The following is a 21,943-nucleotide window of genomic DNA, read 5'->3' as shown; positions in this document are numbered from 1 at the left end:
GGCTTCTTGTTTTCAGCTGCACTCCCTTGGACAATATTCCCTTAAGCTGGCAGATAGGCCTATTACTTCTGCTACTGTCACTCACGGCATTTTTCTCTGTCGCCGAGACCAGCCTGATGTCGCTCAACCGTTACCGCATGCGGCACATGGTTAAAGAAGGCCACCGCGGCGCCAAGCTCGCCAGCCGCCTGCTCGCTCAAACCGACAAAACCCTGGGCGCCATCCTGCTTGGCAACACCTTTTGTATCGTAGGCTCGTCGACGCTGGAAGTGATCATCTCGGAGCGGCTGTTTGGCGAAGGCGATTACGTGCTGATGTGGGGCTCGCTGGCCATTACTTTTGCCATCCTGGTATTCAGCGAGATCTCGCCTAAAGTCATAGCCGCCGCACATGCGGAAAAACTCGCCTACGCCACCAGCTATTTACTTTATCCCCTGATCTGGTTATTCAACCCCGTGGTCTGGTTCGTCAATCTGTTCGTCAAGGCATTCGTTAAGCTGCTGGGGGTGCGCGTCAACTTTGACCAGGCACAATCGGTGACCACAGAAGAGTTACGCAGTATAGTCAGCGACGCCGGCCAATACATCCCCTCGCAAAACCGCACCATACTGCTCAACCTGCTGGACCTCGAGGATATCCTGGTCGATCACGTCCTGACGGCGCATACCCAGGTAGAGTTTGTCGACCTTGACCACCCTATAGACCAGATCATGGAACAGCTGGCCAATAGCCGCCATTCCAGACTGCCGGTCCGGCAAGGTGACCATGAGGACATCGTCGGCATCGTCCACGTGCGTAAGGTACTGCCATTATTGCGTGACTTTTACATAGGCAGAGTGCCGACCAAAGACTTGTTGCAGGCGGCGATCAGCCCCCCTTACTATATTCCGTCTGGCACACCGCTGTATACGCAGCTGCAGCAATTCCAGAAACATCATGAACGCATCGCCCTGGTCGTGGACGAATATGGTGAATTCAGGGGGCTGCTGACGCTGGAAGATATCCTGGAAGAAGTGGTAGGCGAATTCACCACCCAATCGCCTGAACGCACCAAGGATTTCCAGCAGAATGAAGATGGCAGCTGGCTGGTCGATGGCAGCAGCCAGTTACGCGACATTAACCGAAAATTGAAACTCTCCCTGCCGATTGACGGTCCACGTACCTTGAATGGCTTGATTCTTGAGCATTTTGAAGACATCCCGGAACCAGACACCAGCTTCAAGCTCGGTGAGCACAGACTGGAGATCGTGGACGCACAGGATCGCATCGTCAAGCTGGTCAAGATTTATCTTTGATCTACCCCCCATCTGGCACTTGAATTTTTTCATACAAAGCGCAAAATAAACTTAAGATCAGGTATGCAAAATTATGGTACGACCCAAGCGTGATGGTGATTTGGCACTGGACCCACAAGTTGCCAAACCTAAGCCTCCAGAACTATATAAAGTGTTGTTATTGAACGACGACTACACCCCTATGGAGTTCGTCGTCGCCGTGATCGAGCGTTTTTTTTACAAATCTCGCGAACAAGCCACGCAAATCATGCTCAAAGTACATACTGAGGGCGCCGGGGTGTGTGGTGTTTACCCGCAAGACATCGCTGAAACAAAAATGCACCAGGTGCTGGAATCTGCACAGGAAGCACAGCACCCCTTGCAATGTGTGATTGAGGCCGCTTAAGCAGCGCAAGCTGCATCAACAGAATATAGAGGGAATAGTATGACATTCCCGCGCTTCAAGCTGACCCGGGCAGTGATAGCATAGCTGATGAAGATGGTAGCCAGTTCAGTCTCACCCCCAGCAGATGACCGCTGATCAAGCATAAATAAAAATATGTCACAAATAATGACTGATAGCTCAAACGTACCATTGAAATTTTTGCATTTAAGCACGATATTAATAAACAGACACAGGCGCACTGGTGTACATTAATAGCATCTGTGAACATAGCGTTTTTCCTAGTGTATTTTTGTAGTGTAGTGTATTAAGGAAAGTCATCATGATTGCTCAAGAACTTGAAGTTAGCCTGCACATGGCTTTTATGGACGCGAGACAAAAGCGTCACGAATTGATCACAGTTGAGCATCTGTTACTGGCTATGTTGGATAACCCAACTGCCGCAGAAGTGTTACGCGCTTGCGGGGCTAAATTCGATACCCTGCGCGGCGAGCTTACCCAATATATTGAAGAACACACTCCCACCGTGGCGGGGACTGACGAGGTTGATACCCAACCTACGCTAGGTTTTCAGCGCGTGATCCAGCGTGCCATGCTGCACGTACAATCTTCCGGCAAAAAAGAAGTGACTGGCGCTAACGTGCTGGTCGCCATTTATGGCGAGAAAGATTCGCATGCGGTGTTTTTCCTGCATCAGCAAGGCGTGACCCGCCTGGATGTGGTGAATTTTATTTCGCACGGCGTGGCCAAGATCCAGGAAAGCGAGCCTAAAGCGAGCAATACCGAACAGGAGACCGAAGGTGAGAGCGTCTCTACCGGCGCGCTGGAAAGCTTTACGCTTAACCTCAACGCGCAAGTAATCGCCGGCAAGATTGATCCGCTGATAGGCCGTAGCCTGGAGCTGGAACGCGTCATCCAGACCTTATGCCGCCGCCGTAAAAACAACCCGCTGCTGGTGGGTGAAGCCGGCGTGGGTAAAACCGCGATCGCCGAAGGCCTGGCCTCACGTATCGTCAACCGGGAGATCCCCGAAGTGCTGCAAGATGCCACCGTCTATTCTTTAGACATGGGCGCACTGCTGGCCGGTACCAAATACCGTGGTGATTTTGAGCAACGCCTGAAAGCGGTGATGAAGCAACTGGCAGAAAAACCCGAAGCGATCCTGTTCATTGACGAGATCCATACCCTGATAGGCGCTGGCTCAGCCAGTGGCGGCACTCTGGATGCCAGCAACCTGCTGAAACCCGCCTTATCCAATGGCTCGCTCAAATGCATAGGCGCGACCACTTACCAGGAATACCGCGGTATTTTTGAGAAAGACCACGCCCTGTCACGCCGCTTCCAGAAGATCGATGTGGCTGAACCTAGCGTTGCCGAAACCATAGAGATACTCAAAGGCCTGAAAACCAGGTTTGAAGAGCATCACAGCGTCAAATACAGTGCCAGCGCGCTGACAGTCGCTGCCGAGTTGTCGGCGAAATACATCAATGACCGCCATCTGCCGGACAAGGCGATCGACGTGATCGATGAAGCCGGTGCGGCGCAACGTATCCTGCCCAAGAGCAAGCAGAAGAAGATCATTGGTAACAAAGAGATCGAAGATATCATTGCCAAGATCGCGCGTATCCCGCCCAAAAACATCTCTACTGATGACCGCAACGCCTTAAAAACGCTGGAACGCGATCTGAAAGCAGTGGTATTTGGCCAGGACAAAGCCATCGATGTGCTGGCTTCAGCCGTCAAAATGGCGCGTAGCGGCCTGGGCAACGGTAACAAACCTATCGGTAGCTTCCTGTTTGCCGGCCCTACCGGTGTCGGCAAGACTGAAGTCGCCAAACAACTGGCTTATGTGCTGGGCATTGAGTTGCTGCGCTTCGACATGTCCGAATACATGGAACGCCACGCCGTTTCGCGTCTGATCGGTGCGCCTCCGGGCTATGTCGGCTTTGACCAGGGCGGCCTGCTGACTGAAGCCGTGACCAAGCAGCCATATTGCGTGTTGCTGTTAGACGAGATTGAAAAGGCGCACCCGGATATCTTCAATATCCTGCTGCAAGTGATGGACCATGGCACGTTGACCGACAACAATGGCCGCAAAGCGGATTTCCGCAATGTGACCATCATCATGACCACCAATGCCGGGGCCGAGAACCTGTCCAAAGCCAGCATAGGCTTTACCAACAGCAAAGACGTCACTGACGAGGCTGCTGACCTCAAGCGCTTGTTCAGCCCTGAGTTCCGCAACCGTCTCGATGCGACAGTCTCGTTTGGTGCCCTCAACCAGGAGATCATCCTGCGCGTGGTCGACAAATTCCTCATGCAGCTGGAAGATCAGTTGCACGAGAAAAAAGTCGATGTCACATTCAGTGATGAGCTGAAGGCCTACCTGGGCAGAAAAGGGTTTGATCCGTTGATGGGTGCGCGGCCGATGGCACGTCTGATCCAGGATACTATCCGCAAGGCACTGGCCGACGAGTTACTGTTCGGTCGCCTGAACGAGGGTGGTCAGGTGCACATCGATATTGATGAGAATGACCAGATAAAACTTAACTTTAAAGAAGAAACCATTTCGGCCTGATTACCCGGATTAGGCCGATAGCAACTATGCGACCACAGCGACATCCACTATAATGTCGCTGTGGTTTTGCACTTTAAAGGTGCAGAGCTTGTGTCATACGAAACCACGATTTACGAGCAGCCTGGTTAAATCATTTAAATCAATAGGTTACACACACATTCATCACTGGTACGGTAATTGCTAAGATTAGTTGTCACTTGCAATCACATTCAGTCTTGATTTTGTCCATGCAAAAACTTTTTTATTTACTACATTTGTTGTGCCTGGTGTTCGCATTGCAGACCACTGCTGCCGAACCGGTAGACACAACACCGCTGCTACAAACCGGCACCCTAGGGGTGATTCTCTCCACTCCGATTGATGACGCCTTATCTGCGGACTTTGTAGAGGTGATCGGTTTTGTCGACATGCTGCAAGTCCCTGAAGTCGATGTCGACAAGATCCCCTTGCCGGCTTTTAGTTATCCTTTACGCCGGGCCAGCCATCACGCGCCTGAACACAACTTACCTGACTACCGTATCCTCTTCCCCTTCTGGCTAGACCGGCCGCCGCAACTCGCTTAGCAATATCCTCCCTCTTTCGGCCTGGCTGTCAGAGTGTAATTTTAATTATTAATTAAGGTGGCTATGTCATGATAGGCAAAGTCATCTGAGAAGGATTGTTATGTTAAGTCATACCCGCTGGCGAAAAGCGTACAGACTACTGTGCTTGTCTTGCCTGATATCGCCGATAGCGTTTGCCGAACCTACGTTTGACCTGAAGACCCTGCTGGATAAAGCCGTCGCCGAAAACCCGACCATGGCTGTCAGCCAAGCGCAGATTGAAGCTGCCATTGCTGGCATCACCATTGCCAGATCTTTTGCTAACCCTGATCTAGAACTCATGGCAGGGCCGGCCAGGTACCGTGGTGTACCGACACCAGGCGCCAGCGAAAGAAACTATGGCGTCACCGTTTCACAACCACTGGAATTTCCCGGCACACGCGCGTCACGCCGCGAACTGGCTGAACAGCAACTGACTTATGCCGAAAAAGGCATAAAAACCACCAGCTTCGATTTACGCAACCTGATCAAGCAGGCGTATTTCACGGTGCAGCTTCGTCAGCAAGTACTGGAAATGTTTGGTGCCAACCTGAAAGTATTGCGGGAGATTCAAAGCAAGATCAAACGCAAAGTAGACGTCGGTGAAGCGGCCAGATATGAACTGATCAAGGCCGATACCGAATTACTGGTAGCCGAGCGGGATTTTGCCAGTGCACAAACACGCATTGATGAAGCCAAAGCCATCTTACGCGGCATGATAGGCAATATGCCGGATGACTTTGAGATCAAACCTGAACCACCGGTCATCAACACCTTGCCAGACATCAACACCTTACGCCAGTCTGCCGAGAACAACCCTTATTTACAGCAACTGATCACCGCCAAAGACGGCGCAGAAGCCAAGTTAAAACTTGAGAAGGATTTGCGCTTCCCCGGCCTGACATTAAAGTCTGACTTTACTCAGGACCCCGACCTGAATACGTTCAGGGTGGGTGTGGTCGTGCCATTGCCGGTCTGGAACCTGCGTGATGGCCAGATTGCCCAAGCCGCGGCTGGCATAGATGAGGCAGATGCCAACATCAGGTTGCAAAAGCAGGTGCTCCGCAAGGAAATTGATAGTGCCTACCAGCGCAACGTCATTGCCAGCAACCAGCTTAAGGTATTTGAAAATGGCTTGCTGCAACAATCTGAAGCCACACTCAGCCGTGCAGAAGCAGCTTATAAGTTCGGAGAACGCGGCATCCTGGAATTCCTCGATGCACAACGCGTCAATCGTGATGTCAGGCGTGACTATCTGATTGCCAAATTCGATTATTTTTTCAGTGTATTGCAAATCGAACGTTTCATCGGTTCGGATTTGGTTCAACCATAAGGGAATGGTCATGTCTCGTATTTTATATTCAACTTTATTCACGGTCGCACTGGCGGTGATGTCCACTGCGTGTTCCGAAAAACCGGCACCTGCCGCAGAAACCAAAGCCGTTATAGACCCTAACCTGGTCGCACTCACCCCTGAACTGGAAGCCACTATCAAAACCGGCGCGGTCAGCGAGATACAGTTTGTCGATACCCTGCGTATCCCCGGCCGTATCCAGGTCGATGAGCAGTACGAATCCAGGGCTGGCGCTTCGATCACCGGCCGTATCAGCACACTGGATGTCAACCTGGGCGATGAAGTCAAGGCAGGCCAGCGCCTGGCGACCATCAAGAGCACCGAGCTCGCACAGTTTCAGCTGAATTACATCAAGGCCAGCCAGCAGGTGCAACTGCAGACCAAAGCGGTCGATAGAGCCAAACAGTTGCTGGAAGCCGATGTCATCAGCCAGGCCGAACTGCAACGTCGCGAAGGCGAACTGCATGCTGCCAACGCCGAGGTCAACGCTGCGCGTGACCAGTTACTGGTGCTGGGTATGGCGCCTGACAACATCTCCAAGCTGGGTTTGCAGAACAGTGGCATGTCCACCAGCCAGGTCAACTCCAAGATCACCGGCACTGTGATCGCGCGTAAGGCCAGGTTGGGGCAAGTCGTCGCCCCGGCAGAAGAATTGTTTGTCATCGCCGACCTGTCGCATGTGTGGGCCGTGGCAGAGATCCCTGAGCAGCAGATCGCGCATATTAAAGAAGGCCAGTCTCTGAACATCGAAGTACCGGCGCTGGATGACGCAGAACTGACCGGCACTCTGGCTTTTGTCGGTGACATCGTCAACCCGGCCACGCGTACGGTGATGGCGCGCGCCAATATCAGCAACAATAAAATGCTGCTGAAGCCTGACATGCTGATCACCATACTGCTGGAAGCCAAGCCTGAAACTGTGATCGCTATCCCGTCTACCGCTGTAGTGCGTGAGAACAATGCAGACCATGTCTTCGCCCAAACACTGAAATCCAAACAATACAAGCTTTTACCTGTGACCCTGGGCCGTACTTATGACGGCCAGAAAGAGGTATTACAAGGTTTGCAACCTGGTGATCAAATCGTGCTGGACGGCGCTTTCCACGTAAACAACGAGCGCAAGCGCAAGGAAATGGAGTAAAAGCATGATTGAATCAATGATTCGAGGGGCGCTCAAGCAGCGCCTGATTGTATTGGTACTTGCCGTTGCACTGGTGTTCGCCGGCTTGTTCGCAGTTAAAAACCTGTCAGTGGATGCTTTCCCTGACGTTACCAATGTTCAAGTACTGATCGCCACCCAGGCCACAGGCAAATCACCTGAAGAAGTAGAACGCTTTATCACCGTGCCGCTGGAGATCGCCATGACTGGCTTGCCAGGCCTGGTGGAAATGCGCTCGGTGAATAAAAACGCCTTGTCACTGATCACACTGGTGTTCACCGATAGCACTGATGTGTATTTCGCACGTCAACTGGTGATGGAACGGTTGATGGAAGTGATGGAGCGCATGCCTGATGGCGTGATGCCTATCCTGGGCCCGGTATCAACCGGCCTGGGCGAGGTGTACCAGTTCACCCTGGACAAACCTGGTGATGGCAAAAAACCATTGAGCCAGGCTGACCTGACCGAACGTCGCGCGATACAGGACTGGGTAGTACGCCCCTTGCTGCGCGGTATCCCCGGTGTGGCTGAGATCAACTCGCAGGGCGGCTACGTCAAGCAATACCAGGTGCTGGTCAACCCTGACCGCATGACGCACTTCTCGATCAAGCTGAAAGATGTGTATGACGCGCTGGCACGTAACAATGCCAATAGTGGCGGCGGCATTCTGCAACACCATGCCGAACAGTATCTGATACGCGGTGTAGGCCTGGTGCAGAACCTGGACGATATCCGCAATATGGTGCTCAAGGAAGAGAACGGTATCCCGGTCTATATCCGTGATGTCGCCGAAGTAACCATAGGCCATGAAGTACGGGTCGGGGTGGTGCTTAAAAACGGCGATACCGAATCAGTAGGCGGTATCGTCATCATGATGCGTGGTGGTAACGCCAAAGAAGTAGTCAGCCGTATCAAAGCCCGTGTAGAAGAGATCAACAGCAAGGGCATGTTGCCACATGGGCTGCAGATCGTGCCCTACTATGACCGTAGCGAGCTGGTAGACGCTGCGCTGCACACCGTCACCAAAGTGCTGATCGAAGGCATTATCCTGGTGGTGGTGGTGCTGTTCCTGTTCCTGGGCGACATACGCTCCAGCGTGATCGTGGTGGGCACCTTGATACTGACGCCTTTGATCACCTTTATGGTGATGAACCACTACGGCATTTCGGCCAACCTGATGTCACTGGGCGGCCTGGCGATCGCCATCGGCCTGATGGTCGACGGTTCGGTGGTGGTGGTAGAAAACGCTTTTCACCATCTGGGTCACCGCAAGGATGAGAGCAAGATCCGCGTAGTGCTGGAGGCAGCCAGCGAGGTCGCCACCCCGGTGTTATTCGGCGTCGGCATCATCATCCTGGTGTTTTTACCGCTGATGACGCTGGAAGGTATGGAAGGCAAGATGTTCGCGCCGCTGGCGTACACCATTGCCATCGCCCTGTTCGTGTCGCTGGTGTTATCGCTGACCATGACACCGGCCTTGTGCTCTTACCTGCTGAAAGGCGGTAGCGGCGAAGATACCAAGTTCATCCAGGCGATCAAACGCCCCTATCTGAAAGCCCTTAACTGGGTGCTCAACAACGAGAAAAAAACCATCATCGCCTCCACCCTGCTGTTTATAGGCACCATCGCCCTGTTTCCTTTCCTGGGGACGTCGTTTATCCCGGAAATGAAAGAAGGTTCTATCGTGCCTGGTATCAACCGCGTGCCGAATATCTCGCTGGAAGAATCCATCAAGATGGAAAACAAGGGCATGAAGCTGATCATGGAGCAGGTGCCAGGCGTGAAATCGGCCATCTCCGGCCTGGGCCGCGGCGAAAGCCCGGCGGATGCGCAGGCACAAAACGAGTCTACGCCTATCATCAGCCTGAAACCGCGGGAAGAATGGCCGGCAGGCTGGACCCAGGACGACATCGCCGAAAAAATGCGCGAAGTGCTGGAGAAATACATTCCTGGCGTGCAGATCATCATGGCGCAACCCATCTCTGACCGTGTCGATGAACTGCTGACCGGCGTGCGTGCCGATGTGGCGGTGAAGATCTTTGGTGAAGACCTGGACACACTGAAACAGAAAGCAGACGAGATCGCCAGGATAGCGGGCACCGTGCAAGGCGCGACTGAGATCAAGGTGGAAAAAGTATCCGGGCAGCAATACCTGAATATCACCATTGATAGGCAAGCGATCGCCAGGCACGGTATCAATGCCGCAGATGTGCATGACGTGATCGAAACCGCGGTCGGCGGCAAGATCGCCACCGAGATCTTCGAGGGGCAACGTCGTTTCTCTGCCGCAGTCCGCTACCCGGAATCTTTCCGTAATGATGAGGAAGCCATACGCAATATCATGCTGACCTCTCCCAATGGCTCACGCGTAGCACTGGATGACCTGGCAGATATCGAGATCAAGGATGGCCCGGCGCAGATCAGCCGGGAACTGGCCAAACGCCGCATCGTGATCGGCGTGAACGTCAAAGACCGTGATCTGGGTGGCTTTGTGACCGAGATGCAACAGGTGCTGGACCAGAAGCTGCAATTACCAGATGGTTATTATCTGGAATACGGCGGCCAGTTCCAGAACATGGAACGCGCCATGGGTCACCTGATGATCATTGTCCCGGTGACCATTGCAGCCATTTTCTTCCTGCTGTTCTTACTGTTCCAGTCCATGCGTTTCGCCACCATGATCATTCTGGTATTGCCGTTTGCCTCTATCGGTGGCGTCATCGCCTTGTTCATCACCGGCGAATACCTGTCGGTGCCAGCTTCAGTGGGCTTTATCGCGCTGTGGGGTATCGCCGTGCTGAATGCGGTGGTGCTGGTGTCGTATATCCGCACCCTGCGAGATGAAGGCAAGAGCCAGCTGGATGCGATCCTGCAGGGATGCGCCCAGCGTTTCAGGCCGGTGATGATGACAGCCACCGTTGCCATGCTGGGTCTGGTGCCTTTCCTGTTTGCGACCGGGCCCGGGGCTGAAGTGCAACGTCCGCTGGCGATCGTCGTGATCGGCGGGCTGATCACCTCCACCCTGCTGACTCTGATCGTGGTACCTACGCTGTATCGTAAGTTTGAAGAAAGCAAGATCGAGGCATAATGCCGCCCAGTGATTGAGCGCTCGAAAGGATATTTTATGAAAGAAATCAAAGCCGTCATACAACCAGCCAGACTAGCAAAGATCCGCTCGGCACTGCGTAATATCAAGGGCTTTCCTGGCATGTCGGTCAACAAGGTCGAAGGCTGCGGCCACCACTTGCAAAAGCCGAGCATAGGCGTGCGCGAAGAGCTGACCGACTACAGCCCTAAAGTGTATTTATACATGGTGGTGCCGGACGAGCTGGTAGAAGGCGTTTTGCAAACCATAGTAGAAGTCGGCCACACCGGCAATATCGGCGACGGTATCGTCTGGGTGACGCCGGTGGAACGCATGATACGTTTATCCGAACAGATCCATGTGCTGGATTAACACCTGCCTGCCCAAGCGCTGACGGGTCAAGCAAAGACCTATAAAGTTCGCCAGTCCAGCCCCTGCTGTTGACTGGCGATTTGCACCCAGTCAGCTGCACATTGTAATACTTCACTTAACGCCTGCTGTGCCAACGCAGGCGTATTATTTTTTTCGCTCAGGTGCGCCGCCACTAAATGTTTCAGCTTGCTGTTATCCAGTTGCGCCAGCAGTTTGGCACTGCTCTGGTTATCCAGATGCCCCAGCCAGCCCCCTACACGTTTCTTGAGCGAGTGCGCATACGGCCCGGTGCGCAACATCTCCAGATCATGATTACATTCGAGCAGCAGGCCGTCGCAGCCTTGCAGCATGGCCACAATATGCGGCGTCACACTGCCGACATCAGTCAATACGCCAAATCTGCGCGCACCGTCGCCGAACACGAACTGGGCCGGCTCCCGCGCATCATGGGGTACCGGATAAGGCATCACTTCAATCTCCTGCACGGCGAACCTGGTATGCGCGTCTATGATATGCACAGTCAGCGGCTGCGCAGGCAGATAGCGCTGGCACATGGTATAAGTGCCATAGGTCGTCCATACCGGCACCTGGTAGCGCGCCGCCAGCTTGAAGGCCCCACGCGCATGGTCGTCATGTTCATGGGTGATCACGATCCCTGACAGCTGCTCCGGCTGCAGGCCGAGCCGGTTCAGGCGCAGCACGGTCTCTTTGACACTGAACCCGCAGTCAAGCAAAAGCCGGGTCTCCCCGGCTTCCACCACAGTGGCATTTCCTGCACTGCCACTGCCTAACGATGCAAATCGCACGCGAGTCCCCGCTTATTTCAACTGTTCATAGAGCAGTGACACAATGCGGTTAGCCGTGGTTGAAGTATTGCGCTTGTTATCTGGCGTCAACACATACACATCGGTGGTGTCGTCAGCATTCTCCAATACCTGGATATGGTACTGTTTGCTGGCTTTGTCGCCTTCTGCAGTGCCCTTCCAGAACTTGGTCTTATCTCCAGATTTGCTTTCAACAGAGCCCTGGGCTTTGTCGTCATCGTCACTGCCCCAGAACTTCAGGCGCTCCAGCAAGCCTTTTTTCTGCTTGATCGGGTCTTCGGCATCGGTGTCTGCATAACGCACATAGAAGATACCCTCAGAACGGTTTTTATCTTCAGTGACAAAACCGATACGGTCCAGGGCCAGCCCGACACGACGCCAGGCGCGATCAAACGGTTCGTTCAGCTTCAGCGTCACACTCTGGTCCGGCTCTTTCACCACATCAGCATGTTTGTCAGAAGCGGCCTGGGTAATGACCTGATCGGCTTTCTGTTCGTCCAGGCCCAGTTTGACCATCATGCGGCGCAACAACTCGGCATCGAGGTCGGCATCAAACTCCTGGCCGGCGGTCACCTTGTTGTCTGCAGCATTGATACGGTAACCCGTATCTATCTTACCCAGCTGGGTATTCACGTAGTTCTTGCCATCATCCGGCGCACCGGCGACAGTCCTGTGCGTCATGTAAATCTCGGTCGTGCCCTCTTTTTCACCGCGCTCCAGCCGGGTGCGGAATTTGCGTCTGTCGGCAAAACCGGATAATTTATCCAGCCAGGCATCAAACTTGTCGCCGTAGCCACGGTTATCTTCTTTAGGTTTGATGGCATCTGACTGCAACCACTCGGTTTCAATCACGCCGACCTCAGGATTCTCGACTTTGACTGCAAAACCCTGGTCCAGCCAGAAATCACGCACGATAGGCCAGATCTTTTCCGGCGGCGCATTGACCACCAGCCAGCGCTGGGAACCGGCTTTCACCATGCGCACGTTCTTCATATCGGCCAGTACCGGCGCAGGGCCATTCTGCTCCTGCACTTCCTGATTCTGGCTATAGGCAGAATAGCTGGTGCTGCCAGGCACGTTATAAGTGCCACTGGTGCGCACCGAAGTCAGGTCTGGCGGAACTTCCAGCGATTTGGAGCGGCCAGCGCCCTTGTAATCAGAACTGTTATTCAAAAATGGTATCGAATCGCAGCCAGCCAACACGACAACCAGACCTATCAGCAGCGCACGCTGTAAAAACACATTACTCATGTAATTCATTTCCCTCATTTAAGATGCGATCTCCGCCTGTTTCATGGCGTGACGCAGCACTTCATGATATTGGGTTGAAAGATTGACCAGTGGCAAACGGATACCAGCCGCAATCATTCCCATTTGTTGTAATACCCATTTCACCGGGATCGGATTAGCTTCTACAAACAATTTCTGATGCAAGGCAAACAGTTTGGCATTTGCCGCCCGTGCATTCACCACATCGCCTTTGAGTGCAGCAACACACATTTCATGCATCAGGCGCGGGGCCACATTGGCAGTCACAGAAATCACGCCTTTGCCGCCCAGCAGCATCAACGCCAGTGCACTGCCATCGTCACCGCTGTAGACGGCAAAATCAGCCGGCACCCGCAACAGCAGATCGGTACCACGTTCGATACCGCCGGTCGCGTCTTTGATGCCGACGATATTGGGCACAGCCGCCAGGCGCAAAACGGTGTCGTTAGTCAGGTCACAGCCGGTGCGACCAGGCACATTATAAAGAATCTGCGGAATATCGACGGCTGTCGCCACTGCTTTAAAATGCTGGTACAAGCCTTCTTGCGATGGTTTGTTGTAGTAAGGCGCCACCAGCAAGCAGGCATCAGCCCCGAGTGCCTTGGCTTTTGCCGTCAGTTCTATGGCCTCAGAAGTCGAGTTCGCCCCGGTACCGGCGATCACCGGCACGCGTTTGGCAACATGCTCAACCGTGGTCTTGATCAGCACACAATGCTCATCCACATCGACAGTCGGCGACTCGCCGGTGGTGCCGACGATCACGATGCCGTCTGTCCCGGCGTCTATATGAAAATCGATCAATTTCTTGAGCGCATCCAGATCCAGACGACCATCTTCAAACATGGGGGTAACGATTGCCACCAAACTACCCGTTAACATACTTCTGCCATTCGATAATAAAGCGATTATTTTAACTGATTATGCGCCTGAACGCCAAAGAAGCGCGCTGCATTAGCGCAGTGTATCGCCTCAGGCACGGCAAGCAGCAGCAATAAATCCGCCCGCCGGTGTTGCGCGCAAAAAAGCAGGCAAAATCGGCCTTACGCTGCGCCACTCCTACAAGCCTATCGACGATGTCACCCGCTGGATTCGGCTATAATAACCATCTTGAAAAATTGACGGTGAGAAACGCAGCTTGCGTGTGATTTCATGCAACCTTTTAGCCATGATGCGATTGCGCCCATGACAGACGCCAGCGGCCAGCAGCGCCCGGGTATTGAGCACACTGCTGTGGTTGAACGCGCTGACCTGGTTGCACGTATAGACCAGCTGCTGCCGCAAACCCAATGCCAGCAATGTGGCTACCCTGGCTGCAAACCATACGCGGCCGCCATCGCCGGGGGAGAGGCCAACATCAACCAGTGCCCTCCCGGTGGCGACAGCGGCATACGCATGCTGGCAAAACTGCTGGCCCTGCCCTATTTGCCGCTCAACACCGCGCACGGCATCACCAAGCCCAAAGCGATCGCCATGATAGATGAGCAACGCTGCATAGGCTGCACCCTCTGTATCAAGGCCTGCCCGGTGGATGCTATCCTGGGTGCCTCCAGGCAGATGCACACGGTGATCAGCCATGAATGCACAGGCTGTGAGTTATGCCTGGCGCCCTGCCCGGTCGATTGCATCATCATGCAACCGCTTGCGCCTGCCGAAACTACATTCGCCGATGCCGCACAAGCGGGAACTGCACATGCAGCCGAGGCTGCAGATCGGGCACGGCAACGCCATCTGCAGCGGCAGCAGCGGCAAGAACGCGCAAAACTGGCGCGGCCGCAAAGCGGCAGCCAGAAAAAACAGAGTCTGACTGCCGGGCTTAAAACAGCCAGTGCACCAGGCACAGACGCTATCAAGAAAGCAGCGATCGCAGCGGCCATGGCACGGGTGCAAGCCTTAAAAACCAGCACCCGCCCGGCAAAAGACCATGAGTGACTTACCATTTACCAGCTGCTTGATTGCATGCCAGCAAGCCAGCGATTGTTGATATTGCCTTTATGAATGCACAAAAAAGACTCGCCATTTTTGAAAGACTGGCTATTGCCATCCCGCATCCGGCCACAGAACTGGAATACAGCAGCACGTTTGAATTGCTGATCGCCGTCATCCTGTCAGCCCAGGCCACAGATAAAGGCGTCAATATCGCCACGCGCAAACTGTTCAAGGCCGCCAACACACCGCAAGCCATAGTCGATCTAGGCATAGCGGGGCTGGAAAGCTATATCAAGACCATAGGCCTGTACCATGCCAAGGCGCAAAACGTATTGAAATGCTGCATGCAACTAATCAGCCTGCACCAGGGTCAAGTACCTGACAAGCGTGAAGCACTGGAGGCGCTGGCGGGTGTGGGTAGAAAAACGGCCAATGTGATTTTAAACACCGCGTTTGGTCAGCCGACCATTGCCGTCGATACCCATTTGTTTCGCGTCGGCAATCGCACCAAACTGGCCACTGGCAAAACCGTGCTTGAAGTCGAACAACGTTTTTTAAGCAGCACACCCCGGCAGTTCTTGCAGGACGCACACCACTTGCTGATCTTGCACGGCCGTTATACCTGTACTGCGCGCAGCCCTAAATGCGGGGTCTGCTGCATAGTCGATTTATGTGAATATCGTGATAAACAGATACACCCGGTGTTACCACCGGCAGGAAGCTAACCATGGCCTTATTCAACCCCAGCCGCGATGAAGTACGTCAGTTTTTCTTTGATGCCTGGGCCAAGTTCCGGCAACAGCAGGGTTTGACCGACCTTGAGAAAATGGCGGTCGGCATCATGCATCTGCACCCTGAATACCAGGCCATCCTCGATGCGCCGGATCAGCATCTGCAGCAAGCCTATTACCCTGAGATGGGTGAGACCAATCCCTTCCTGCACATGAGTCTGCACCTGTCTATCCAGGAGCAGATCAGCATCAACCAGCCGACCGGCATCACGCAGGCCTATGGCAAACTATGCACGCGCTACCAGGAAGAACATGAAGCCCAGCATGCCCTGCTGGAATGCCTGGCAGAAACCATCTGGCTGGCGCAACGCAACCAGACCGGGCTGGATGCCGCGCATTATCTGCAACTGATAGAGCAACGCGCCGGCATTGCTCCCTCAACTTAAGTTGTGTTTCAATAGCCAGTAGCCATCGCTATGCAGCTGAACACTGATTAGTTTTTACACACAGGCAAGTCCACTTTTATCACTGTTAATTAAGGAAACCAATATGACTACCCATAAAATCGCTGCCATTTCCAGTGCGCTTGCTTTATCTGTGGCTGCCGCTGCCGCCCAAGCCGCAGAAAATCCGTTTGAACTGAAAACCCTGGGCCAAGGCTATCAGGTGGCAGATGCCGAAAAAGCCAAGGAAGGCAAATGTGCCAATGGCAAGTGCAGCGCAGACAAGAAAAAATCCAAAGAAGGTCATTGTTCTGCAGACAAAGCAAAAGATGGCAACCATCACCATGATAAGGCTAAAACAGACGCCGATGCGGCTGACAAGTCAAAAGAAGGCAGCTGTTCGGCCGAGAAGATGAAAGAAGGCGCCTGCCACGCCAGCAAATAATGGCTAACGCTGTTTAAAGCATGGCACAGCTGTCTGATATTGCGGGTACCGGGCTAGGGCTGAAACGAGAGCTCATGCAGCCGCTCAAACAGCATCATGGCCTGGCCCTGCTTGAGCATCTGCAGTTTGTAGAGATCGCCCCTGAGAACTGGATAGCGGCCGGTGGCAGATATGCTGCCGACCTGCGCTGGTTTGCCGAGCGTTACCCTATGGTTTGCCATGGTCTGTGCTTGTCGCTGGGCGGGCCCGACCCGCTCAATGTCGGTTTTTTACAGCAAGTGAAACAGTTTCTGGCTGACTTTGAAATCCCCCTGTATAGCGAACATTTAAGCTATTGCAGTGACAGCGCCAATGGCTATATCTACGACTTGCTGCCTATCCCGTTCACCGAAGAAGCGGTGCATCACGTCGCGCAGCGCATACGGCAGACGCAGGATATCCTAGGGCAAAGGATAGCCGTCGAGAATGCCTCGTTCTATGTGGCTGCGCCCATCTCCGAGATGGATGAAAGCAGCTTTATCAATGCCGTGCTCAGTGAAGCAGACTGTAACCTGCACCTGGATATCAATAATGTGTATGTGAACAGCGTGAATTTCGGCTTTGATGCCTGCAGCTTTATTGACCAGATGCCGGCCGAGCGTATCGTCTATGGCCATATCGCCGGCCACCTGCAAGTCGCATCCGACTTACTGGTAGATACGCACGGCGCAGCCGTTATAGACCCGGTGTGGCAACTACTGGCCTATGCCTACCAGAAGCTTGGCGTCTTCCCCACCCTGCTCGAACGCGACACGCATATCCCGCCATTAGCAGAGCTGATGCAGGAAGTCGACACTATCCAGCGCATGCAGCAACAAGCGATTCAGTCATCCCCACACAGTGTGAACCGGGTCGCCTGATGAAACCAGCGCTGTTTCAGCAATATCAGGCGGCGTTTAATGCGCACCTGCGTAATCCTGCGCAACAGCCCAAACCGCAGGGGGTGGATGCCAGGCGCATAGCTATTTACCGCGAAATCGTGTTCAACAACTTTTCCGCCAGCATCAGCGCCTGCTTCCCGGTGCTGCTTTCCATATTAGGCAAGCGTCGTTTCAACCAGCTGGCGAGACAATGCTTTCAGCATCATAGATTCACCAGCCCGTTATTCGCGGATATTCCCAAAGCGCTGGTCGATTATCTGCAAACGCTGGATCTGGCTACACACGACTTGCCGCCCTACACGTTTCAGCTGGCCCATTACGAATGGGTGGAGTTATATCTGGCTAAGCTGCCAGATGCAGCACCCTCAGCATCGCCAGTCACGGATATCCACCAGGCAAGCGACCTGGCCGGAGCGGTTTTGCAGCTAGCGGCGGCGCACATGCTATTGAGCTACGATTATGCGGTGCACCTGCTGTCTAAAAAGCATGCACACCTGGCAGCCTCGCCAACTTATTTGCTGGTATACAGAAAAGCGGATTTCAGCATCGCGTTTAGCGAGCTCAATGCGAGCAGCTATGATTTATTGCAACGCATACAATCACAACCAGCCATTGTCAGCCAGCATCTTGTGCAACTGGCGCAAGAAAGCCTGCCGCATTTATCGGTGCAAAGCGTTTCAGAATTCGGATTACAGCTGCTATACAGCCTCTACCAGCAGCAGGCTATCGCCCATAAATATACATAGCCATCAATGCTTGTCGTATTTTTACAACAATTAACAATCCTTTCTTTACTGTTTTTTGCCGTGGCTGATAGCAGCCATACCCATCAGCGCACCGCCCTGGCTCAAGGCCGGGTAAAATTCAAGTACGCTTTTTCTGGCGACTTTCAGCCAACTAATTAACGCAACAATAATTATCCAGAAAGTTTTTTTCCTGTCCGCATGCGCTTGTTGCTCATTTCTTTCTAAAGAAACTGATAGAATGTCAACAAAGAATTTAGAAATATATTGATTATGCAGAATTCACTAGCTAAAGAAGCACTTAAACAGTTCCGTATTATTTTTGGGGCGGTGAGACAGCATTTCCGGGAAATTGAATCAACTTGCGGTATTTCCGGTTCGCAGCTTTGGCTGTTAAACGAGATCGCGACGCATCCCGAACTTGGCGTCTCAAGATTGGCAGAGAATCTTTCCATACATCAATCCACCTGCAGCCTGCTGGTTGAAAAGCTGGTCAAGAAACAACTGGTCAAAAAACAGCGTTTGACTGAAGATCAGCGTAAAGTCGGTTTACTGGTCACACCATCCGGGCATGCCATACTCGCCAAAGCCCCGCAACCTGTAGATGGCATACTGCCGCAGGTGCTGGCGACCATGGAGATGGACGCTCTCAAAAACCTGAAATCCTCGTTAGAACTGGTGGTTTCACAGCTGGATAGCAAAACATCTACCCTGGGTAATCATCCGATGGCAGATCTGTAAATAGCGAACAGTACATAATAAACATGTAAAACAAAAAAGCCGGCTATGCCGGCTTTTTTGTTGCGTGCTGTTAAAGATCAACTGGCGTTAATCGCCAAATACTGCTGCCTCACGCGCCGCTGCTTTTTTAATCACTTCGGATTTGGCAGCGTTGTCCATGTCCCACCACTGCCGGATCTCTTCCAGGGTACGAAAACACCCTTCACAGTAACCACTGCCTTCATCCATGCTGCACACGCCTATACAGGGCGAGGGAATAATAGTCTGATCAGACACTGCAAGCCTTTCGTACGGTTAACTCAATGTACTCTTAACAATCGTTGCATTTAACTGAATGCGCTCTATAACCGGTGCATTTAACTTAATGCACCGTGGCAATTCTTGTAACGTTTACCAGATCCACATGGACATGGTTCATTACGGCCCACGCGTACGCCTTCCGGCAAGTTCAACGGCTGTTTGTCTGCGGCGGCCTTACCAGTACTGCTCAGGGCATTGTCATAGTCGGTGTGCTGATATTGCACATTGCCGACATCGGTAGCACGCAATGCCTCTTCAGCGCGACGCTCTTCGGCTTCCAGCTCTTCGCGTGAGCGGACTTGCACTTGCATGGTAATTTTAGTGACTTCAGTTTTGACTGTATTCAGCAATGATTCAAACAGTTCGAATGCTTCGCGTTTGTATTCCTGCTTGGGATTCTTCTGCGCATATGAGCGCAGATGTATGCCCTGACGCAGGTGATCCAGCGCCGCCAGATGCTCACGCCAATGGTTGTCCAGGCTTTGCAGCATGACCGCGCGCTCGAAATTGCGCATGTTATCGTTGCCAGCCAGGGCTTCCTTGGACGCATAACTCTCATTGGCCGCCTCGACGATGCGGTCACGCAAGGTTTCGGCATGCAGGTCGGGGTTGCCTTCCAGCCACTCGGCGACCGGCAGGGTCAGGTTGGCATCTTCACGCAACGCCACTTCCAGCGCTGGTACATCCCATTGCTCTTCTACACTGCCAGGGGGAATATGCGTAGCAAACAGGCTGTTGACCACGTCTTCACGCATGGCACGTATGGTCTGCCCCACATCTACCGATTCCAGCAGTTCGTTGCGTTGCTCGTAGATCACTTTACGCTGATCATTTGATACATCATCGTATTCCAGCAATTGCTTGCGGATATCGAAGTTGCGGCCTTCAACCTTGCGCTGTGCGTTTTCAATCGCACGCGTGACCATGGCATGCTCTATCGCCTCGCCTTCAGGCATATTGAGCCGCGTCATGATCGCTGCCACGCGCTCGCCGGAGAAGATACGCAATAACTGGTCTTCAAGTGACAGGTAAAAACGGCTGGAGCCCGGATCGCCCTGGCGACCAGAACGGCCACGCAACTGGTTATCGACGCGACGTGATTCGTGACGCTCGGTACCTATGATATGCAAGCCGCCTGCGGCAAGCACTGCATCGTGGCGTTGCTGCCATTCAGCCTTGAGCTGCGCGACTTTGCTGGCCTTGTCGGCATCACTCAGACTGGCATCCTCATTAATGGCGTGGATCTCACCTTCAGAGTTACCGCCCAGCACAATGTCAGTACCACGACCGGCCATATTGGTGGCAATGGTGATCATGCCAGGGCGACCGGCTTCAGCGACAATGGTCGCTTCGCGTTCATGCTGTTTGGCGTTGAGTACCTGATGTTCCAGCTTGGCCTGCGTGAGCAGTTGCGAGATCAGCTCGGAGTTCTCGATCGAAGTAGTACCGACCAGCACTGGCTGGCCTTTGGCCTGACATTGCTTGATATCTTCAATGACCGCTTTATATTTCTCCATGCCGGTGCGGTAGACCTTGTCCATCGCATCGGTACGCTGCACCGGCCTGTGGGTAGGGATGACCACGGTTTCCAGCGCATAGATCTGGTTGAATTCATAAGCTTCGGTATCCGCCGTACCTGTCATGCCGCTCAATTTCTGATACATGCGGAAGTAGTTCTGGAAGGTGATAGAAGCCAGCGTCTGGTTCTCTTTCTGGATAGCCACGCCTTCTTTGGCTTCCACTGCCTGATGCAGGCCATCTGACCAGCGGCGGCCAGGCATCATACGGCCGGAGAACTCATCGACGATCACGATCTCATCATTGCGTACGACATAGTGCTGGTCGCGGTGATAAAGGTTTTGCGCGCGCAAGGAAGCATACAGATGATGCACCAGCGTAATATTGGCCGGCTCATACAAACTGGAACCTGCAGGCAGCATGCCGGCTTGTTCCAGCAATTGCTCCGCATGCTCATGCCCGGCTTCACTCATGGTCACACTTTGCGCTTTTTCATCTACCCAGAAGTCGCCTTCACCTTCTTCTTCGGTCTGGCGCACCAGCTGCTTGGCGACTTCATTGATCGCGCCATACAGGTCAACGCTATGCTCGGCCTGGCCGGAAATGATCAGTGGCGTACGCGCCTCATCGATCAGGATGGAGTCAACTTCATCCACCAGCGCATAATGCAAAGGCCGCTGTACGCGCTCTTCCTTGCTGAACACCATATTATCGCGCAGGTAGTCGAAACCGAACTCGTTATTGGTACCGTAGGTGATATCCGAAGCATAAGCCTGCTGCTTGGCATCATGCTGCATCTGCGAAAGATTGATGCCTACGCTCAAGCCGAGAAAGTTATACAGCTTGCCCATCCACTCGGCATCGCGCTTGGCCAGGTAATCGTTGACGGTGACCACATGCACGCCTTTGCCGGTCAGCGCATTCAGGTAAGTGGGCAGCGTGGCTACCAGCGTTTTACCTTCACCAGTGCGCATCTCGGCGATCTTGCCTGCATTCAGCACCATGCCGCCTATCAGCTGCACATCAAAATGACGCATGCCCAGGGCGCGCTTGCTGCCCTCACGCACCACGGCAAACGCTTCCGGCAATAAATCCTCCAGCGTCTCGCCCTGCGTGTAGCGTTGTTTGAACTCTTCGGTCTTTGCCCGCAACTGCTCATCGCTCAAGGCCTGAAACTCTGGCTCCAGCGCATTAATTTGTTTGACGGTTTGCTGATATTGTTTGACCAGGCGGTCATTACGGCTACCAAAGAATTTTTTAAACAACGAGGCTAACAT

At 53.3% G+C, this 21,943-nt stretch carries 20 protein-coding genes; 15 read left to right on the top strand and 5 right to left on the bottom strand.

The window, feature by feature from the left end:
• Window positions 1-26: 26 nt before the first annotated feature.
• From ACT6RZ_RS07185 to ACT6RZ_RS07150, 8 genes are all read left to right on the top strand, one after another.
• Window positions 27-1,295 carry an HlyC/CorC family transporter gene (locus tag ACT6RZ_RS07185; RefSeq protein WP_444701447.1) on the top strand — a complete coding sequence of 423 codons (1,269 nt, stop codon included), beginning with the start codon at window positions 27-29 and terminating at the stop codon, window positions 1,293-1,295.
• Between the two features lie 73 nt (window positions 1,296-1,368).
• Window positions 1,369-1,680, top strand: coding sequence for an ATP-dependent Clp protease adapter ClpS (clpS, locus tag ACT6RZ_RS07180; protein WP_379056869.1), 312 nt, complete (start codon window positions 1,369-1,371; stop codon window positions 1,678-1,680).
• Window positions 1,681-1,999: 319 nt separating this feature from the next.
• On the top strand, window positions 2,000-4,255 hold the full coding sequence (gene clpA, locus ACT6RZ_RS07175) for an ATP-dependent Clp protease ATP-binding subunit ClpA (protein ID WP_444701446.1): 2,256 nt from the start codon (window positions 2,000-2,002) through the stop codon (window positions 4,253-4,255).
• Window positions 4,256-4,482: 227 nt separating this feature from the next.
• The gene (locus ACT6RZ_RS07170) at window positions 4,483-4,818 is read left to right on the top strand and encodes a hypothetical protein (RefSeq protein WP_444701445.1); all 336 of its coding nucleotides are present in this window, start codon (window positions 4,483-4,485) and stop codon (window positions 4,816-4,818) included.
• 145 nt (window positions 4,819-4,963) lie between these two features.
• Window positions 4,964-6,169: a TolC family protein gene (locus ACT6RZ_RS07165; RefSeq protein WP_444701444.1), complete on the top strand. Its 1,206-nt coding sequence runs from the start codon at window positions 4,964-4,966 to the stop codon at window positions 6,167-6,169.
• Between the two features lie 10 nt (window positions 6,170-6,179).
• Complete coding sequence (locus tag ACT6RZ_RS07160) at window positions 6,180-7,331, top strand: efflux RND transporter periplasmic adaptor subunit (RefSeq protein WP_444701443.1); 1,152 nt, start codon at window positions 6,180-6,182, stop codon at window positions 7,329-7,331.
• Window positions 7,332-7,335: 4 nt separating this feature from the next.
• Window positions 7,336-10,437, top strand: a complete 3,102-nt coding sequence (locus ACT6RZ_RS07155) for an efflux RND transporter permease subunit (protein ID WP_444701442.1) — start codon at window positions 7,336-7,338, stop codon at window positions 10,435-10,437.
• A 36-nt stretch (window positions 10,438-10,473) separates the two neighbouring features.
• Entirely contained in the window at window positions 10,474-10,806 is a 333-nt protein-coding gene (locus ACT6RZ_RS07150; protein ID WP_444701441.1) for a P-II family nitrogen regulator, read from the top strand.
• 38 nt (window positions 10,807-10,844) lie between these two features.
• Here ACT6RZ_RS07150 and ACT6RZ_RS07145 read toward each other — a convergent pair whose 3' ends face one another.
• The 3 genes from ACT6RZ_RS07145 to dapA are packed head-to-tail and all read right to left on the bottom strand — an operon-like array spanning window position 10,845 to window position 13,778.
• Window positions 10,845-11,612: an MBL fold metallo-hydrolase gene (locus ACT6RZ_RS07145; protein WP_444701440.1), complete on the bottom strand. Its 768-nt coding sequence runs from the start codon at window positions 11,610-11,612 to the stop codon at window positions 10,845-10,847.
• A gap of 12 nt (window positions 11,613-11,624) precedes the next feature.
• Window positions 11,625-12,881: an outer membrane protein assembly factor BamC gene (bamC, locus tag ACT6RZ_RS07140; RefSeq protein WP_444701439.1), complete on the bottom strand. Its 1,257-nt coding sequence runs from the start codon at window positions 12,879-12,881 to the stop codon at window positions 11,625-11,627.
• Between the two features lie 18 nt (window positions 12,882-12,899).
• Window positions 12,900-13,778 (bottom strand): 4-hydroxy-tetrahydrodipicolinate synthase, encoded by an 879-nt coding sequence (gene dapA, locus ACT6RZ_RS07135; RefSeq protein WP_444701438.1) that lies wholly within the window; start codon window positions 13,776-13,778, stop codon window positions 12,900-12,902.
• Between the two features lie 270 nt (window positions 13,779-14,048).
• Between dapA and rsxB the strand changes: the two genes are divergently transcribed.
• The 7 genes from rsxB to ACT6RZ_RS07100 all read left to right on the top strand — a co-directional run bounded on the left by rsxB (window position 14,049) and on the right by ACT6RZ_RS07100 (window position 18,848).
• Window positions 14,049-14,828 (top strand): electron transport complex subunit RsxB, encoded by a 780-nt coding sequence (gene rsxB, locus ACT6RZ_RS07130; RefSeq protein ID WP_444701437.1) that lies wholly within the window; start codon window positions 14,049-14,051, stop codon window positions 14,826-14,828.
• A 62-nt stretch (window positions 14,829-14,890) separates the two neighbouring features.
• Window positions 14,891-15,550 carry an endonuclease III gene (nth, locus tag ACT6RZ_RS07125; RefSeq protein WP_444701436.1) on the top strand — a complete coding sequence of 220 codons (660 nt, stop codon included), beginning with the start codon at window positions 14,891-14,893 and terminating at the stop codon, window positions 15,548-15,550.
• A 2-nt stretch (window positions 15,551-15,552) separates the two neighbouring features.
• Complete coding sequence (locus ACT6RZ_RS07120; RefSeq protein ID WP_444701435.1) at window positions 15,553-16,002, top strand: DUF1841 family protein; 450 nt, start codon at window positions 15,553-15,555, stop codon at window positions 16,000-16,002.
• Between the two features lie 103 nt (window positions 16,003-16,105).
• Window positions 16,106-16,444: a hypothetical protein gene (locus ACT6RZ_RS07115; RefSeq protein ID WP_444701434.1), complete on the top strand. Its 339-nt coding sequence runs from the start codon at window positions 16,106-16,108 to the stop codon at window positions 16,442-16,444.
• 20 nt (window positions 16,445-16,464) lie between these two features.
• Window positions 16,465-17,343 (top strand): HvfB family MNIO-type RiPP peptide maturase, encoded by an 879-nt coding sequence (locus tag ACT6RZ_RS07110; RefSeq protein WP_444701433.1) that lies wholly within the window; start codon window positions 16,465-16,467, stop codon window positions 17,341-17,343.
• Window positions 17,343-18,110, top strand: a complete 768-nt coding sequence (locus ACT6RZ_RS07105; protein WP_444701432.1) for an HvfC family RiPP maturation protein — start codon at window positions 17,343-17,345, stop codon at window positions 18,108-18,110. Before ACT6RZ_RS07110 ends, ACT6RZ_RS07105 begins: the two co-directional genes overlap by 1 nt.
• A 270-nt stretch (window positions 18,111-18,380) precedes the next feature.
• On the top strand, window positions 18,381-18,848 hold the full coding sequence (locus ACT6RZ_RS07100) for a MarR family winged helix-turn-helix transcriptional regulator (RefSeq protein ID WP_444701431.1): 468 nt from the start codon (window positions 18,381-18,383) through the stop codon (window positions 18,846-18,848).
• Between the two features lie 87 nt (window positions 18,849-18,935).
• On the opposite strand, the gene ACT6RZ_RS07095 is transcribed toward ACT6RZ_RS07100, so the two are convergent.
• Together ACT6RZ_RS07095 and secA are read right to left on the bottom strand one after the other, a co-directional pair.
• Window positions 18,936-19,076, bottom strand: coding sequence for a DUF1289 domain-containing protein (locus ACT6RZ_RS07095; protein WP_444701430.1), 141 nt, complete (start codon window positions 19,074-19,076; stop codon window positions 18,936-18,938).
• A gap of 128 nt (window positions 19,077-19,204) precedes the next feature.
• Window positions 19,205-21,943, bottom strand: coding sequence for a preprotein translocase subunit SecA (secA, locus tag ACT6RZ_RS07090; RefSeq protein ID WP_444701429.1), 2,739 nt, complete (start codon window positions 21,941-21,943; stop codon window positions 19,205-19,207).

It is taken from the genome of Methylophilus sp., assembly GCF_052437885.1.
Taxonomy (GTDB): Bacteria; Pseudomonadota; Gammaproteobacteria; order Burkholderiales; family Methylophilaceae; genus Methylophilus.
This window is presented reverse-complemented; position numbering and strand designations above follow the sequence as displayed.

Coding starts and splice junctions, on each gene's coding strand:
- clpS (WP_379056869.1), top strand. CDS start 1,369: ATGGTACGACCCAAGCGTGATGGTGATTTGGCACTGGACCCACAAGTT.
- clpA (WP_444701446.1), top strand. CDS start 2,000: ATGATTGCTCAAGAACTTGAAGTTAGCCTGCACATGGCTTTTATGGAC.
- ACT6RZ_RS07170 (WP_444701445.1), top strand. CDS start 4,483: ATGCAAAAACTTTTTTATTTACTACATTTGTTGTGCCTGGTGTTCGCA.
- ACT6RZ_RS07160 (WP_444701443.1), top strand. CDS start 6,180: ATGTCTCGTATTTTATATTCAACTTTATTCACGGTCGCACTGGCGGTG.
- ACT6RZ_RS07155 (WP_444701442.1), top strand. CDS start 7,336: ATGATTGAATCAATGATTCGAGGGGCGCTCAAGCAGCGCCTGATTGTA.
- ACT6RZ_RS07150 (WP_444701441.1), top strand. CDS start 10,474: ATGAAAGAAATCAAAGCCGTCATACAACCAGCCAGACTAGCAAAGATC.
- bamC (WP_444701439.1), bottom strand. CDS start 12,881: ATGAGTAATGTGTTTTTACAGCGTGCGCTGCTGATAGGTCTGGTTGTC.
- dapA (WP_444701438.1), bottom strand. CDS start 13,778: ATGTTAACGGGTAGTTTGGTGGCAATCGTTACCCCCATGTTTGAAGAT.
- rsxB (WP_444701437.1), top strand. CDS start 14,049: ATGCAACCTTTTAGCCATGATGCGATTGCGCCCATGACAGACGCCAGC.
- nth (WP_444701436.1), top strand. CDS start 14,891: ATGAATGCACAAAAAAGACTCGCCATTTTTGAAAGACTGGCTATTGCC.
- ACT6RZ_RS07120 (WP_444701435.1), top strand. CDS start 15,553: ATGGCCTTATTCAACCCCAGCCGCGATGAAGTACGTCAGTTTTTCTTT.
- ACT6RZ_RS07115 (WP_444701434.1), top strand. CDS start 16,106: ATGACTACCCATAAAATCGCTGCCATTTCCAGTGCGCTTGCTTTATCT.
- ACT6RZ_RS07110 (WP_444701433.1), top strand. CDS start 16,465: ATGGCACAGCTGTCTGATATTGCGGGTACCGGGCTAGGGCTGAAACGA.
- ACT6RZ_RS07105 (WP_444701432.1), top strand. CDS start 17,343: ATGAAACCAGCGCTGTTTCAGCAATATCAGGCGGCGTTTAATGCGCAC.
- ACT6RZ_RS07100 (WP_444701431.1), top strand. CDS start 18,381: ATGCAGAATTCACTAGCTAAAGAAGCACTTAAACAGTTCCGTATTATT.
- ACT6RZ_RS07095 (WP_444701430.1), bottom strand. CDS start 19,076: ATGGATGAAGGCAGTGGTTACTGTGAAGGGTGTTTTCGTACCCTGGAA.
- secA (WP_444701429.1), bottom strand. CDS start 21,943: ATGTTAGCCTCGTTGTTTAAAAAATTCTTTGGTAGCCGTAATGACCGC.